Annotated in this window: 16 protein-coding genes; 4 read left to right on the forward strand and 12 right to left on the reverse strand. The window is 44.2% G+C overall.

What is annotated here, in order from left to right; genetic code table 11:
* Window positions 1–43: 43 nt before the first annotated feature.
* From MAS10914_RS0106470 to MAS10914_RS0106480, 3 genes are all read right to left on the reverse strand, one after another.
* On the reverse strand, window positions 44–688 hold the full coding sequence (locus MAS10914_RS0106470; RefSeq protein WP_017315094.1) for a Uma2 family endonuclease: 645 nt from the start codon (window positions 686–688) through the stop codon (window positions 44–46).
* A gap of 46 nt (window positions 689–734) precedes the next feature.
* Entirely contained in the window at window positions 735–1643 is a 909-nt protein-coding gene (locus tag MAS10914_RS0106475) for a carbohydrate ABC transporter permease (RefSeq protein WP_026082374.1), read from the reverse strand.
* Window positions 1644–1793: 150 nt separating this feature from the next.
* On the reverse strand, window positions 1794–3074 hold the full coding sequence (locus MAS10914_RS0106480) for an ABC transporter substrate-binding protein (RefSeq protein ID WP_017315096.1): 1281 nt from the start codon (window positions 3072–3074) through the stop codon (window positions 1794–1796).
* A gap of 156 nt (window positions 3075–3230) precedes the next feature.
* Between MAS10914_RS0106480 and MAS10914_RS0106485 the strand changes: the two genes are divergently transcribed.
* Complete coding sequence (locus MAS10914_RS0106485; protein ID WP_017315097.1) at window positions 3231–4760, forward strand: MFS transporter; 1530 nt, start codon at window positions 3231–3233, stop codon at window positions 4758–4760.
* A gap of 101 nt (window positions 4761–4861) precedes the next feature.
* On the opposite strand, the gene accD is transcribed toward MAS10914_RS0106485, so the two are convergent.
* From accD to leuB, 5 genes are all read right to left on the reverse strand, one after another.
* Window positions 4862–5821: an acetyl-CoA carboxylase, carboxyltransferase subunit beta gene (accD, locus tag MAS10914_RS0106490; protein ID WP_017315098.1), complete on the reverse strand. Its 960-nt coding sequence runs from the start codon at window positions 5819–5821 to the stop codon at window positions 4862–4864.
* 204 nt (window positions 5822–6025) lie between these two features.
* The gene (locus MAS10914_RS0106495; RefSeq protein WP_017315099.1) at window positions 6026–6241 is read right to left on the reverse strand and encodes a putative signal transducing protein; all 216 of its coding nucleotides are present in this window, start codon (window positions 6239–6241) and stop codon (window positions 6026–6028) included.
* A 139-nt stretch (window positions 6242–6380) separates the two neighbouring features.
* Complete coding sequence (locus MAS10914_RS0106500; protein ID WP_017315100.1) at window positions 6381–7187, reverse strand: prepilin peptidase; 807 nt, start codon at window positions 7185–7187, stop codon at window positions 6381–6383.
* A gap of 81 nt (window positions 7188–7268) precedes the next feature.
* Entirely contained in the window at window positions 7269–7529 is a 261-nt protein-coding gene (locus tag MAS10914_RS0106505; RefSeq protein WP_026082375.1) for a hypothetical protein, read from the reverse strand.
* A 90-nt stretch (window positions 7530–7619) separates the two neighbouring features.
* The gene (leuB, locus tag MAS10914_RS0106510) at window positions 7620–8708 is read right to left on the reverse strand and encodes a 3-isopropylmalate dehydrogenase (protein WP_017315102.1); all 1089 of its coding nucleotides are present in this window, start codon (window positions 8706–8708) and stop codon (window positions 7620–7622) included.
* 205 nt (window positions 8709–8913) lie between these two features.
* Here leuB and MAS10914_RS0106515 point away from each other — a divergent pair, with 205 nt between their 5' ends.
* Window positions 8914–9144 carry a hypothetical protein gene (locus tag MAS10914_RS0106515; RefSeq protein ID WP_017315103.1) on the forward strand — a complete coding sequence of 77 codons (231 nt, stop codon included), beginning with the start codon at window positions 8914–8916 and terminating at the stop codon, window positions 9142–9144.
* Between the two features lie 108 nt (window positions 9145–9252).
* Window positions 9253–9534, forward strand: coding sequence for a hypothetical protein (locus MAS10914_RS0106520; RefSeq protein WP_017315104.1), 282 nt, complete (start codon window positions 9253–9255; stop codon window positions 9532–9534).
* 5 nt (window positions 9535–9539) lie between these two features.
* Here MAS10914_RS0106520 and MAS10914_RS0106525 read toward each other — a convergent pair whose 3' ends face one another.
* The 3 genes from MAS10914_RS0106525 to MAS10914_RS0106540 all read right to left on the reverse strand — a co-directional run bounded on the left by MAS10914_RS0106525 (window position 9540) and on the right by MAS10914_RS0106540 (window position 13557).
* A complete protein-coding gene (locus tag MAS10914_RS0106525) occupies window positions 9540–10421 on the reverse strand; it encodes a succinate--CoA ligase subunit alpha (RefSeq protein WP_017315105.1) in 882 nt (293 codons plus the stop codon).
* Window positions 10422–10710: 289 nt separating this feature from the next.
* Window positions 10711–11946 carry a succinate--CoA ligase subunit beta gene (locus tag MAS10914_RS0106530; RefSeq protein WP_026082376.1) on the reverse strand — a complete coding sequence of 412 codons (1236 nt, stop codon included), beginning with the start codon at window positions 11944–11946 and terminating at the stop codon, window positions 10711–10713.
* 834 nt (window positions 11947–12780) lie between these two features.
* Window positions 12781–13557, reverse strand: coding sequence for an ABC transporter permease (locus tag MAS10914_RS0106540; RefSeq protein WP_017315108.1), 777 nt, complete (start codon window positions 13555–13557; stop codon window positions 12781–12783).
* Between the two features lie 292 nt (window positions 13558–13849).
* On the opposite strand from MAS10914_RS0106540, the gene MAS10914_RS0106545 reads away from it, so the two are divergent.
* A complete protein-coding gene (locus MAS10914_RS0106545) occupies window positions 13850–14980 on the forward strand; it encodes a DegT/DnrJ/EryC1/StrS family aminotransferase (RefSeq protein ID WP_017315109.1) in 1131 nt (376 codons plus the stop codon).
* Between the two features lie 199 nt (window positions 14981–15179).
* Here the strand turns inward: MAS10914_RS0106545 and MAS10914_RS0106550 are convergent, their stop codons facing one another.
* Entirely contained in the window at window positions 15180–15923 is a 744-nt protein-coding gene (locus MAS10914_RS0106550; RefSeq protein ID WP_017315110.1) for a DUF561 domain-containing protein, read from the reverse strand.
* Window positions 15924–15962: the final 39 nt, after the last annotated feature.

Here is a 15962-nt window from a genome sequence, read left to right on the forward strand (position 1 = left end):
CTGCGTTTATTGAAGTGTTGGTATCAAAGAAATACCGATTTTGCTATTTGCTAATTATTTCTCTTACCCAAGTTCGAAAAGCTCTCATAGTCTTGTTTCTACCCATAGTTTTGCACTTTTGGAGATATTCAGGCATGACTTGATGAAGGGGGAAATGAGGGAAGGTTGGGCTGGACGTAGACTCAAAATATTTACCGTTTTGCAGAACATTAATTTGTAATTTGCCTTTTTCAAAGCGCCACAATTCGGGTACTGCTAATGCTTCATAAATACTAGGGTGAGTGCGGGAATTCACATCAATTTCTAACACTAAGTCTGGAGGTTGGTCTACTGTTAAGTCGAGTTTGTCTCTGCCTCGAATGACTGCTTCATTTTGGATATAAAAACAGTTGTCAGGCTCGATGCCTTTGTTCATAAATTGATTTTTAAAAGTTGTAGAACCTAAAGGCAAAAATTCAATGTCTAGTTCTTCAAGAAGTGCTTTGACTAAATCGCTAATAATCTCTTTATTACGCTCGTGTTCAGGTAGTGGTGTCATAATTTCTAGCATTCCATTGTCATAAGCTATCCTTGCAGCACGATGTTCTCCTAATTCTTCTAGAATGGCTTCAAATTCTTGCCAACTAACATCTCTTAACAGTACTTTCTGTCCTGGTGGTACTTCTAATCGCTTAAGTTCTAATAACATTTTTGACTCCATTAGAAATAAACAGCTTTCGGCTAAGAAACTTGTATTAAATTTTTTCGCCTCCAAAAAACCGCCGCTGAATTAAAGTAACAACAATGATAACTGTTGCAAGCAAAAAGGCGATCGCCGCCCCATAACCCATCTGCAAGTTACGAAAGACAGCTTGATATACTAGTAAAACTACGGTAAGAGTAGCGTTATTGGGTCCGCCAGTGCCGTTAGAAAAAATGTAGGATTGGTCAAACAGTTGAAAAGTGCCAATCACTCCCATCGTCATCACAAAGAAGGTGACGGGTTTGAGCATGGGAATAGTAATATGAATAAACTGCTGCCAGCCATTGGCTCCATCAAGCGCTGCTGCTTCGTAGAGCGAACGAGGGATGCCCTGCAACGCCGCTAAATAAATCACCATGTAAAATGGCGCAGTTGACCAAATATTCATGAGCATGATGCCTTTGAGCGCAACTGCTGGATCTCCCAACCAGTTATAGGTAGGTAATCCTACAAAAGCGAGAAAATCATTGAGCAACCCATTGGTGTTGTAAATCCACATAAAAATCAACGTCAAAACGGCTGAGGAGGTGACTGTTGGCAAAAAGTAAAGGATGCGCCACCAGTTTTTGCCTCGAATGCCAGAATTGAGAGTCACAGCCAGAATTAAAGCCAGGACAGTTTGGATTGGTACAACAATTGCAACGTATTGGGCTGTATTTCCCAAAGCAATCCAAACACGTTCATCTTCAATCAGTCGTGTGAAGTTACGAAAGCCAATAAAATCGTACTCAATACTACCAAGAAGTTGAACTTTGTGCAGGGAAAGAAAAACAGCCCAGAGAATGGGTAGCACCACAAACGTGCCTAACACCAAAATGGTTGGCATCATAAACAGATACCCTGCCAGGTCTTGTGTTATGTTTGACCTGGCGTTTCTCCGTAGCCTTCTGGTTTCAATCACAAATGAACCTCCGAGTCATCGCGCACCAACCCGACTGTAGCGATGGGTGGTGCATGATTATTTATCGTAACTCTTACGTGGAATGTATTGATCCTCAGACCGTATATTGGGTGTTTAAGAATTTCTGTTGCGAGTTTTTGAGTCTCACAACTACTCCATAGCGCTCGCCTTAATCAGTTCATTAGCCTCATCCTGCGCTTGCTGCATTGCCTGATGTAGTGGTTGCTGTCCCAATAAGGCGCTGACAAACTGGTTGTCGAAATTGTTCATAATCGCTGCTGGATACTCACCTGCTTGCCAAGGCATAGCATAATCCACCCCTGCCACAAGTGCAGCCCGTAGGGGGTCTTGGTCATAGCCTAATTTCTGGGCAACAGATTTACGGGATGGCAGAGCGAAGCCTGTTTTCGTCCACTTTGTCATACCTTCTTTACCCGTGAGGTAGGAAATAAGCTTCCAGGCTTCGGTTTTATGCTGGGTTTCCTTGTTCATCACATAGGCAACAGTGAAGACCATTGTGCCTTTATTGTCATTGATGGTAGGGACTTGTGCTGTAGCAAACTCCAGATTGGGAAAGGTTTCTGTTAGGTAAGGAATTGCCCAGTTACCCTCAATCACCATTGCAACCTTACCCTGACCAAACATTTCACTGCCTGAGTTGGTTCCAACATCAGATTTTTGTGCAGAGGAGCGGTCTTTTTGATACTGGTCTACTGCCAATTGTAGTCCTTGCAATCCAGCATCACTGGCAAATGCTGCATAACCATTTTGGTCTACGAGTTGTCCACCAAAGGCTTTGATTTTGTAAGCCTGACGCGCTAACTCTGGGATTTCCCCAAAACCATATTGATCAATTCTGCCATCGCGGTTACGGTCTACAGTCAACTTCTGTGAGTAGGTGCGTAGTTCCTCCCAAGTTGTTGGAGGAGTACTTAACCCGGCGGCTGCAAAAGCTTTTTTGTTGTAGAACAAAGCAAGTGTGGAATCATCCTTGGGAAAACCATAAATATGATTACCGTACTTAAAGCTATTGAGTAGCGTTCCTTCAAAGTCAGCTAGGTCAAATTCGGGGGTAATATATGCATCAAGCGGTTCTAGAACATTCTGGCTCATGAAGAAAGGAGCCTCAAGAGCATCTAGATAAAAGACATCAGGAGCTGCTTCACCAACTAAGCGGGTTTTTATGACATCCATGTATTGGTCGTTGATGACCTCATGCCTAACTTTGATACCTGGGTTTTGTGCTTCAAAGTCTTGTAGGACTTCTTTCAATAGTTTTTGCTCTGCTGGACTTGCTATCCAACCACCAAGTTTGATCGTGACTGCGGCTGGTGCTCTTGAGGCGTTAGGAAAGAGCAGGTTGTGACAACCAATAAACGAGAGGGCGATCGCCACCAACAGTCCCAAAAATTTCAACACGTTGGTTCGCATCACAAGTGAATAAAAAATTCTGTCACTTTATATATTGCCTCTGTAGCTCAGGATTGATTTTTTCTCTGTCTAAATTTTTGTTGAGAAATGCAAGCTAGAATAACGAAAAATTGCCAGTACGGCTTGAGATGCATCACCAACCAGTAGAGATAGGTCATGGATTTTGTTCCCCTTGAAACGGCTCCTCTTGCTCCCGAAATATCGCAGATTAAGGCTGCTCCTCTTGCGCCTGAAGTCACCCAGATTACAGTTCCGGAAACACCACACTCTCTTAGCTCAAAACCCAGCCCTCGAGTTTCTAAGGATGCTATTCGCACTAGTTTAAGAGCCTCCACTGTGGATGCTATCTTTTCAACATTTTTCTCCATTACCAGTGGCGGGATTTTGCTAAGTAATTTCTTAGTAGAATTGGATGCCAGACCAGTAGTTTTTGGGATGCTGTCCTCTATCCCGATGGTCGTGAATCTCATTCAGCCGTTTGGTGCATACCTGTCGGAACGCTCAACCAGCCGTTTCTGGTATTGCCTTTGCATTTATGGACCTTCTCGGCTACTCTGGCTGATTCTAGCTATTGGCATTACTATGGCAAGCTGGGGAAAAATTAATACCCACCAGCTGGTGGTACTGACGCTCTTGATTGTTCTTATGAGCAATCTCTTAGGTGCGCTAGGGGGTGCATCATGGCTAAGTTGGATGGCAACGCTCGTCCCCCGGCGATTGCGGGGGCGGTATTTCGGATTACGTAACAGTGTTTCCAGCCTGACCAATTTGGTGTGTGTACCTTTGGCAGGTCTAGCTGTATCAACCTGGCCAGGTGGAACTCTGCAAGGTTATGGAGTGGTTCTGCTTGTCGGCATTCTGTCGGGGCTTGTGAGCTTGGGGTGTCAGTACTTCAAGGTGGATGTGAACCCACAGGTACAAAACGCTTCTCCCACCAGGTCTTCTTCCAAAAATGCTGTTTTGTATAATACAATTGATAAAAGTAATAATACTGAGGAGCAGCTAAAAAATATCGAGCTTGGCAAGGATGCAACTGCTGGTGACAGCATCTGGAAGAACTCTAACTTTTTAAAGTTTCTGCTCTATTTCAGCTCATGGATGTTTGCCGCTAACCTCAGCCTCCCCTTCTTCAACCTCTATATGCTGGACACACTAAATCTAGATGTGAGATGGGTAACGCTTTATGGCAGCCTTCAGGCTGGAGCGAATCTGCTGATGCTTATTCTGTGGGGCAAGTTGGCAGACAGGATAGGCAATCGTCCAATCTTGCTGGTTATAGGGATGGTGGCTGCAAGCGTACCGTTGCTATGGCTGGGGATTAGTACTAACCTGATTGACCTGTGGTTGTGGTTGCCGCTGATACACATTTTCATCGGAGGGAATTGGGCGGCGCTTGACTTGTGCAACAACAATCTGCAAATAGAGGTAACACCAGCTAAAAATCAGTCCATCTATTTTGCGATCGCATCTGCCATTGCTGGGGTTAGCGGTGCTTTGGGCACAATCATAGGCGGCTTCATAGCACAAAATCCTTCGTTTGGTGGTTTATCAGGATTGTTCATCATCTCCGCTGCGTTCCGACTCGCAGCGATTGTTCCCCTGATCTTTGTGCAAGAAGGGCGAGGGCAATCTTTCTCCCAGATGAGACAAGTCTGGCAAGGGCGCAAACAGGTAGCTCAAGGTTAGACAGTTGATCCAAACAGTTGCTTTTGAAAGCGACGCTTTTGACGCTGCAAACTAAGATGGGGAGACAAGGGGAGGGGGTGTCTCCTTATCCCCCACTCCTGTTACTCAGCAGCGGTAGAACTCAAAGTCCTTGTCTCCCAAACCACCATATTATTATGAGTTGTCGTTGGTGCGGGTGGCTGGTGCAAAGCAATCAACTGTGCTAGAGTTTTCTTGATCTGAGTACGAGGCACAATATCATCGACAAAACCGTGCTTTAGCAAATCTTCCGCAGTTTGAAAGTCATCTGGCAGTTTTTCCCGTAAGGTTTGCTCAATCACTCGCCGACCAGCAAAGCCAATCGTAGCCTTCGGTTCTGCCAAGATGATATCTCCCAACATGGCAAAACTAGCCGTTACACCACCTGTCGTGGGATTCGTTAAAACGGGAATGTACAGTAGCCGTGCTTCCTGATGACGTTGCAAAGCTGCTGAAATTTTCGCCATTTGCATCAGCGAAAGCATCCCTTCCTGCATTCTCGCTCCACCAGAGGTACAAACAATAACCACAGGATAGCGTCGCTGAGTCGCTTGCTCAATCAAACGGGTCAGTTTTTCTCCTACCACCGAACCCATGCTTCCACCCATGAACCGGAAGTCCATGACCCCAAGAGCAGCGGGTAAACCATTCATATGACCTAAACCAGTTTTAACGGCGTCGATTAAGCCAAGTTTATCCTGCATTTCCCGCAGGCGGTCAATATATAGTTTGCGATCGCGAAATTGCAGTGGATCGGTAGGACGCAAATGCTCATCTATTGGTCTCCAAGTGTTTGCATCAATCAATTGACGAATGCGCTCATCGCTATCTACTCGATTATGATGTCCGCACTCAACACAAACCATCTGGTTAGCTCTCAGGTCTTTGGTATATGTCAAGACCCCACAGTTAGAACATTTATGCCACAGCCCATCAGCAATTTCACGTTCTTGGCGTTCCAGTATGGTAGAGCCTGATTTCCGTCGATTTGCAAACCAATCTAATAGAGACTTTAAACCGCGTGATTCTTCGTTGTTCGCCATTTTTATCTTATTTGAGTGGATAGTATGTCCAAAATATGTTAAGTCGCTTGTGGTCGCTCTTAGTTTTTTATCATTAGTCCTTTGTCCATACTAATGACTAATGACTCATAACTAATGACTACTTATTCAAATTCGTCTTGTAAGCAAATCAGACCTTCCGCATACATCTTTGGTTGCCAGCTTAACGAAAATACGTAAACCAATTCAAGTCTCTTGCTCGTCTTCAGGGGGACTTAAAAGCAGCAACGCAGTCCACTTGTCTTGTGCACGTACCTGCAAAGCCGCAGGAGTCCCAGCCCCCAAATAAGATTTCACCCCCAAATCAATAATTTTTGTTGCTATATCATGAGATGCAAGCAGTTGTTGCATCAGTTCTGCTTGCCAACGGTTACTTGTTGTTAAGAGGGTGATCCAAGTCACAACGATGATATTACCAAAAGCCTAAAGATAGATGGGGTGATGAGATTTACAGTTATAGTGTAATTGGGAATCGCGAGATGAAGAAGACTTTTGTAGAGACGTGCCATGGCACGTCTCTACAACTTTTGATTTTCCTTTTTCAACTGGTTGAGAAGAATAAGCGCAAATAAGAAGACAAAATAGCTTCACCGCCAAATAGAGCAATAACTGCTCCTACAGCGAGAAAAGGACCAAAAGGTATCTTTTGTCCCCATTTCATTGTGCCGCCACCTACCACTACTCCCACCACACAAGCAAGAAAACTAGCCAGGAGCAAATACTTCCATCCTAACCATGCTCCCATCATGGCTGCTAATTTGGCATCCCCTCCACCCATAGCAGTTTTCCTAAAGACAATTGAACCAATGATGGCGATCGCATCAAACAGCCATAAGCCCAGCACTGCTCCTACTATCGCCATCTTGAGATGATGTACTAATCCTACCCAACTAGCCTCTAGTAAAAAACCATAAACCATCTGAAACACAATTCCCATCACCAAACCCGACTTAGTCAATGGGTTGGGTAATGTCATTGTATCTAGGTCAATGAGCGATAGCGCTAATAACCAACTGCAAAACGCCCAGTAGCCTATTGTAGAGAGCGAAAATTTAAAGATCCAAAAAACTAGCAAAAAAACAAAACCCGTTACCCCTTCTACCACAGGATAACGGATAGAAATTTTACTTTTGCAATACCGACAACGCCCTCTTAACCACAGCCATCCCAACACTGGGACATTATCGTAGGGTTTGAGCTGGTTTAAGCAATGGGGACAGCGAGAAGGTGGAAAAAGAATCGACAGCCTAGCTGGTAAACGATAAACAACAACATTGATGAAGCTGCCAACAGAAGCTCCTAAGGCGAAAACGATGACACTCGCCTGAACTATTATCAAGGTGTCCATTAAGTCAATTGTCCTTTGTCATTTGTCCTTTGCTCAAAGGTTATAGCCTTAACTAATGACTAATGACTAACGACTAATGACTCAATACATATACGATTCAATCTGATTCAACGGCACGAAACATTCTTCTGGCAAGAGGACTGGTTGATTGGTAAAAATCACCTTACCCCGGTGATTAAACCGATTAATTGCTACTCCTGAAGCTTGCCCAGTCATTTCGGGATGTACCTCACAGTAAGTGTGGTAAATCTGACCAGCGGCTCTGATGACGGCAGGATCAATCAAAGCTGGCTGGTTTTTTTGGTTGGTATAGTTTGCTTGTCCTTGTTTTAAAGCGTACACCACTCACTGAGTCTTTTGTAGGTTTGTGTTAATAGTTTATCCGAAAAGTTTAAGCAAGAGTTGCCAAAATGTCGGTTTGAGCCTGTGCAATTATTCCGCTTCGAGGACTTGAATAAGTGCCTCACCCATAGCGCGGCAAGCCAAAAGATTCATGCCAGGAGACATTATATCCCCAGTGCGATCGCCTCTTTGCAAAACTTGCAACACTCCTTGTTCAATGTGATCTGCTGCAGTTGGTTCGTTCAAACCATAACGAAGCATCATAGCGGCACTCAAAACCTGTGCTAAAGGGTTTGCTTTATCCTGTCCAGCAATATCTGGGGCGGAACCGTGAACGGGTTCAAATACTCCTGGATTAGAAGCACCTAAACTCGCAGAGGGTAACATCCCAATACTACCAGTCAGCATAGCAGCCGCATCTGAGAGAATATCGCCAAACAAGTTACCTGTGACGATCGTATCGAACTGCTTGGGAGCGCGTAACAACTGCATAGCTGCATTATCTACATACATATGAGAGAGTTCCACATCCGGATACTCTTGGGCAAGTTTGGTGATGCGATCGCGCCACAGTTGAGAAACTTCCAACACGTTCGACTTATCCACAGAACAAAGTTTCTTTCCGCGTTTCCGTGCGGCTTCAAACGCCACCCGCCCAATGCGCTCAATTTCCGATTCGGTGTAAGCCATCGTATTCACACCGCGCTTCTCACCGGTTTCTGTTTCAAAAATGCCCTTGGGCTTGCCAAAGTAAATTCCACCGGTAAGTTCGCGCACTACCAGAATATCAACACCTTCTACAACCTCCCGTTTCAAGGAAGAAGCATCAATCAATTGGGGCAGTATTTTCGCTGGACGCAAATTGGCAAATAATCCTAACCCCGCACGTAGTCCCAACAAACCCGCCTCTGGGCGTAAATGAGATGGCAAGGTATCCCACTTGTAACCGCCAATAGCTGCAAGTAAAACAGCATGGCTGTTGCGGCATATATCCAAGCTAGCAGTTGGCAGAGGTTCGCCCGTAGCATCAATGGCTGCACCACCAATAATGGCTTCTTGGAATTCAAATTGAATATCAAACTTCTTCCCTACGACTTTCAGCACATCTACCGCCACTGCCATAATTTCGGGTCCAATGCCATCGCCGGGGAGTAGGGTAACACGGTATTGCTGTGCCATAGTTCGTTTTAACTGGGTAAATCTTTAATGTAGAAATTCTTGCAGATTAAATATCATACCTAGTAAGTGTACCAATGGAGTTTTTGATTTATTTAGATGTGTGTTGCCTCAATTGATGACAGAATGTTACGTTTGGCTGCAAGGTGGAGAGACTTGTTACAAGTAAGAGTAGAAAACCCGCTTCAGTGGGTAATGGAGGTGACACATGATAGACGTGACTAAACTTTCTCAGGCTGAGATTAGGGGGCTGGGAATAGAAGCCCTAACTAAGGCTCTTGGTCCTGCTGGAATGGCGCGATTTATGCAGCAATTTGATATGGGTAGTGGAGATTACACGCGAGATAGAGATAAAATCTTGGGAAATCCCACTATTGAAGAAATCGTTGCCGAAATTAAGGAAATGCGGCGAGAACAGCAGGAGCAAAGTGAAAAGTAAAAAAGCTGTCTATGGTAGCGATTGTCTAGACTTGAGAATCAACACAATCGTTACAAATGCTATCCTACCTTATGACCTGTTCCAAGCTTTGATAAAGGCAATCACTGAATGTCCATGCGAACTCAGCACCGGACCAGCTGGACAATTGGTACGCTGGGCGCAGCAATTCTATTGCCGTCGATCATTTCTAAGTTACTGGGCATTTACGGTTTCTTCCCTTTCGTGCTGCTTATTTTTCCCTATCTTCCAATTCTAGCCAACACGGTAACAACAGTTTGGTTGCTGTTAGGTCAGGTACTCGTGCTGGTATTGCTGAACCTGCAACTTACACGACAACTGCGGCGAGCAGGCGAGTCTACCTCCAAAGTACTGTTTGCACCAGCGAAGTAATTTTACTATTTCATCGCCTTCTTTACCAATTCTGGTATCTGAGAAGGACGTTCTGCAACTGGGACTTTTGCTTGAGAAAAAGCGGTTAATTTACTTTTTGCTGTGCCAAAATCAGGGTCGCGTCCTATCACAGCCGCCAAAGTTCCAGTCTGACGCCAATGTTTTACTGGTGGTGCTTGTGTACCTGCAATATAGGCAACGACTGGTTTATCAATTGCTTCAGCAATGTATTGCGCTGCGGCTTCTTCACGACCACCACCTGGTTGACCAACCAACACAATTGCCTTTGTAGCTTCATCCTCATCTAAGATTTGCAGCCATTGCAGAAAAGACGAACCAACAATCGCATCACTACCAATGCTGACACTAATCGATTGTCCTAAGCCAGCATTGGTTATTTCTCTAGCAACTTCGTAGGTGAGGGTGGTGCTGCGACTAAGGATGCCTACTGAACCAGGGGTATAAAATTCACTTGGTTGAGTACCCAAGAGAATTTTCCCTGGTACGATGATACCAGGACTATTTGGTCCCACTATTAGGGTTTCTGTTGCCTCGGCTTTGCGAAGTAATTCCACCATATCCAAGGGTGGCACGCCTGGGGAAATGATGATAATTTGGCGGATATTAGATGCGATCGCTTCTAGTGCTGCATCTAAAACTTGGTAGGGATGTACGCAAATGATTGTAGTGTCAATCACTCCAAATTGCTCCACGACTTCCTCTACCAAGTCGAATACTGGCAAACCGTACATTTGCTGTCCACCACATCCAGGATTGACCCCAGCGACCAAATTCGTGCCATTGGCTTTCATTTGCACAACATGAGTTGCTGTGATGTATTCATAAAAGCCTTGGATTAACACTTTGCTGTCTGGTGTTAAATTCATAAGTTGAGAAGAATACAGAACACAGAACGTAGAACTGATAAAGACTCGATAGTCTATCCTGAAGCATTCACTATTAAAGAAGTTTTCTTTTCCCCATGTAGGACGAAGTCAGTGTTGTAAGTCCTGCGGAAAGGAACTCTCGGCGCGTAGCGTCTCCGTGAGGAAAAGACAAGAAATTCACCTGTTTTGAAACATGACTCGTCACTCAGTCATACAAAATTCATTGTGTATTCTGAGCGGAGGCGGAGCGTCTGGTGGCTCGGCTCCTGAGTTCTGAGTTCTTTGTTGCTCAAAACCTTCTGTATGCTGTTGATTTAGCAAGACGGACTGCTTCTGCTACCGCCTCATCTAAATTTTCCACCACCACGATAGAGGCATCAGTTGGAGTTTTCAGTGTTGCTATGTATTTCCTGGCTGTGTGGAACTCAGAACCAGCAAGACGAACGATCAAGCGGGGAAAATGGTTCTCTCTACGGTTTCTACTGCCATTAGACCTTGCCGTATATGATTTGGTCTCGCTTATACTGTTTTCCACAAAGTTGCCGATGACTTCAGAGACTTCGGCACCTTGAGAAATACTACCCAGGAAGTTAATCAGTATCACTTGAATGCTTCTATCAGTCGCTAGGTTTTTTAAAGCTTTTTCCAAGCGACTTCTGAAGGTTGTTGGTGAGGTTTCAGTAATAGAGGCATGGCGCAGGTTTAAACACACTCCAGGTTTACCACCACTATTAACAACTAAGTCTAAAGTTGCCATCACCGATCCAGCACCATTACCCAAAATGGCAATTTTACCGTGCATTTCTACCACATCCCAATCGCCCAAATTCCTAATTGTCTCGCTACTGGTATAACGGTTTACCATTTTTTTAGCAATTTCAGTAATATCTAGGTGACGCCCGATTGCCCGTTCGTTGACGCTGATGTTCCCATTGAGGGCCATAACTTGACCGGGGGAACTCACACCTAAGGGATTGATTTCCACCAAGTCCAGGTCTTTTTCTACAAATAACTGGTACATCTTCTCGACAACAGTGCTTACTGACTGCATTAAGGCACCCTGCAAGCCCATTTTCAATGCTAGTCGTCGAGCATAAAATGGGGAAAACTCCTGTTCAACGACGACGTGCTGCATTTTCTCGCACGCTAATTCCCAATCAATGTTGTCTGCTTCTGTGCAACCTAAAAGTACTGGTCGGCAGACGGCTGTATCTAAAACTACCGCCAAATAAAATTCTTGTTCAGTATCATACTTAGCTTCTGCCAGTAACACTTCTGGCAATTGGCCCACAATTGGTAGATTAAAGATATTTTGTGCGGCGGCGATCGCATCAATGGTCGTTTCTACAAACCTGACTCCACCAGCTTTTGCTCGTTCGCCCGCATGAACCTGAGATTTCAGAACAATCGGGTAGCTAATTTTTAAACGTTTTAAATCCGTGGGATGGTCAATTCGTTGCGAAGGCAATACAGGGATGCCTATTTTCGCAAACCATTCCTTAACCTGGTACTCTAACAAATCCATTGACACACACCTTTTTTGCCACATTTTCAGGGTTGCTGCGGTGCTGTCGAACGCATTAACGCTACACCCTAGTTGCACAATAAAGCTTCTGTTGACTATAAATCCTTCTTTTTCCGCATTAATTTCATCTAATTCATTTAATAAGATAATTTTATTTTTTAGCTCAAAAAAATTATTTTTTTCCCATTCCAAAAGACGTCATTAATTGCATCAGTAAAATTGCTAGTATGTACGATAACAAGCCTTTTTGTCAATTTACCTTCATAGAACCATATATCGAAGATACTCTCATTTTTAGAGAATTTTGCATTTTCAGAATTGCAACTTAAGCATTTTAAAATTGAAAATGCCAAATTTTAAATAGACTCTATTCTAATTATGGCACAAATACAGAGTTAGGATAGGTGGACAGGTGACTTAAGGGATGAAGTTTTTCATCTTTAGACTTTATTTGGTCATACCCTTATCAGGGTTCTCAATTCCCTTGGCTAATGCTTATATAAATTCAAGACTTGATAGAGCAGTCCTATCTGATTTGTAAACATGAATAGTGTACTTTATAAAGTAGTACAACCAAAATTACTAATCTATCGCACCAATTTACAAACTGTGAAAGTGACAACGCCAATTTGCCCCTGATTGTCTTTGAGGTTCAAGAGCATACAATTCATACCCATACGCCAGGAGGGTAGGGGGAGAGAACAGGAGGACACGCGGACACGGGAGTCTTGACTTTCTTGTCTCCTCCACTTCCCCACTCCTCCACTCCTCCACTCCTCCACTTCCCCACTTCCCCACTCCTCCACTCCTCCACTTCCCCACTCCTCCACTCCCTCATCTCACCAACTGCGCGGTGGAGTTAAAAAATTGACGACATATTCCCCGAGTCACTAATAGTGTTGTGAGTAAATTGGCGAAAGCAATCATGAACATAATCAAAATTTGGTAAGATGCAGCTTCGCGAGCATTAACGCCACTCAGTAACTGACCAGTGATGATTCCTGGTAGTGTCACCATTCCGATAACCATCATCTGATTGAGGGTAGGAATCAATCCAGCGCGAACAGCATCTTTACGGTAGTGTACAACGGCTTGTTGGGGTGTTGCACCCAAGCTTAAGTGGGTTTCTATTTCCAACTGACTAGCATTAATGGTGCTGACAAGACGTTCTCCAGCAAGCGCAGCAGCATTCATAGCATGACCTAATACTATCCCTGCTAGAGGAATCACATACTGCGGCTCAAACCATCGGTCTGGTTGAATTATCAAGATATTGGTATAAAGAAGCGTCATGGTTGTACTGAGAAAAATTGCTCCCCAGACCAAGGGCAACATCTGCGGTATTTTTTGAGTAATGCGATTTCGTGCGACAATTGCCGAAATCGTCAGCATGACTGCTAAAATCGCCAAAACTGCCCAAGGATTATCTAAAGCAAAGATGAACTCCAGAACATATCCCAATATGGCTAGTTGTAGAAGGGTTCTCCCTGTTGCAAAAGCTAAATTGAGTTCCAGTCCTATTTTTTCCCACGCAGATAAACCTATAGCTGCGCCCATCAATCCAACAGCACAAGCCAAATCGAATAAATCTAGCTTGATTAGCTCCTGCATGAAAGTTTTACCTCTTGTGTCTATAAGTTACAAGGTATAAGTTACAGTTTTTTCCCTGTCCCCTATTCCTTTTCAAGAGACTTACTGGGAACTTTAATAAAAAGTAGTTGTTCTTGGTGGATATACATTTCCTTATGACCCTAGAAATGGTAGCATTTTTGATAAAAAACCTAGGTAAAAACCCTTGAAAGGCGTGAATTTGAGGAAAAAGACTTTCAGCGGCTTTTTGATTCAAAACTCAATCAGCAACAGTCAAACATCGGTATCTATCTTCAAGATAAAATAAAAACTCATGATTCAAAGTGTAAATCATTCCATCCCAGCCTTTGACATCAAGCAACAATACACCACGATAGAAGCAGAAGTCAGCGCAGCCGTATTGGAAGTTCTGGCTTCTGGTCGTTATATTGGTGGTCCAATTGTCGCAGGCTTTGAGCAACAGTTTGCCGCCTATACTGGTGTGAGTAAATGTGTAGCCTGTAACTCTGGGACTGATGCTCTTTTCTTGGCTCTTAGAGCTTTCAATATTGGTGCGGGCGATGAAGTGATTACCACACCCTTTACTTTTATCGCCACTGCTGAAGTTATCAGTGCAGTAGGTGCCAAGCCAGTGTTTGTTGATATCAACACCACTACGTTTAATCTAAATGTAGAGCAAGTAGCAGCCGCAATTACACCCAATACTAAAGCAATTATCCCGGTTCACCTGTTTGGTCAACCTGTGGATCTCACTGGATTGATGGATATAGCAGAAGCACACAATTTAGTTGTTATAGAAGATTGCGCTCAGTCTACAGGAGCAAGTTGGGCAGGACAAAAGGTAGGAAGTATTGGACACATCGGTTGCTTCAGTTTTTATCCTACCAAAAATCTTGGTGGTTGCGGTGACGGCGGGGCAATAACGACCAATAACCCCGAAGTTGCAGAAAAGCTACGAATTCTAAAAGAGCATGGTCAGAAAAATCGATACCATTACGAGGAAATTGGTGTCAACAGCCGTTTAGATGCTATCCAAGCGGCTATTCTTCAAATTAAGCTGCGTTATCTAGATATTTGGAATAATCAGCGGCGACAAGTTGCGGCTCGTTATCACCAGTTCCTCAATCAAATTCCTGGTATCATTGCACCCCAAGAATTGGCTGGGGGTATGGGAGTTTGGAATCAATACACCATTCGTGTACTCAGCAATAAAAGAGACTTGATTCGCAATCAATTGCAAGAGCGGGGTGTAAACACCATGGTTTACTACCCGCGCCCTTTACATTTACAACCAGTATACGCAAATTTGGGATATAAAGAGGGGCAATTGCCAGTGGCAGAGCAAGCCTGCGATGAAGTTTTATCCTTGCCCATGTTCCCAGAGTTATCAGAAGAACAGCAAGACCAAGTGATTTATAGCCTGAAGGATTGTTTTTTCTCTTGAAAAGTGCCCTTCAGACTGGAAGTCTGAGGCTACACAAGCAAAGCCTGCTTCCGTAAGCTTGAGTAAGCCCGTACAGGCGGACTTTAGGATTATACCAATTCAAAAAATGTTTGCGACATTATGATCCCCCCCAACACCACCTGATCAAGGGGCGTTGGGGGATCGGATCTGTAGCAAAGAAAAAACTAATTGGTATTATTTAGGGACTCAGCACTTTTGTTGTTGCCAACGCTTCTACCAAACCACGTACAGCGGCAATCATAGCGACTTCGCTGTTGAGTTGGTTAATGGCAGAACCGACACCAACACCAGCAGCGCCAGCAGCAACAGCAAGGGATGCTGTGACGTTGGAAATACCAGAAGCACACAGCACTGGAACTGACACAGCACGAGAAATTTCATAGGCTGCTGCCAAAGTGGGAGCAGCTTTTTCAATAAGTCCCAAAGTTCCAGGGTGAGATGGGTTGGTGCTGGTTCCACCTTCGGTTTGGATGATATCTGCGCCAGCTTTCACCAGTTCCTCTGCCAACTGTACTTGTTGATCCAGTGTCAGAATATGAGGAACGGTAACAGAAAGAGTAATTTCAGGGAGGAGAGCACGGGTTTGGTGAGCCAACGCTAAAACTTCCTCAGCCTCAAATCTGCGTCCTTGGGCATAAAAAGAATCGAAATTACCGATTTCAATCAAATCTGCACCCGCTGCTACAGCTTGCACAAATTTCTCCGGCTCAACTGCTGATACACAAACAGGCATATTTGTCAAAGTTTTTGCCATTTTTACTAAAGCTGGATCGGCAGCGATATCAACAAAAGTAGCACCACCGTGATGGGCTGCTTTGATAGTTGATGCCACGCGATCGCCATCGAAGTTATTCAAGCCGGTGATCACTTTGAGAGCGCGGCGGTAGGCAAATGCACTTTGGAGAGTAGGATGCATTGTCATATTTCGTCTTTTGAAGCTTTGAAAATTAGGATTATTCTA

It is taken from the genome of Mastigocladopsis repens PCC 10914 (assembly GCF_000315565.1).
Lineage (GTDB): Bacteria > Cyanobacteriota > Cyanobacteriia > Cyanobacteriales > Nostocaceae > Mastigocladopsis > Mastigocladopsis repens.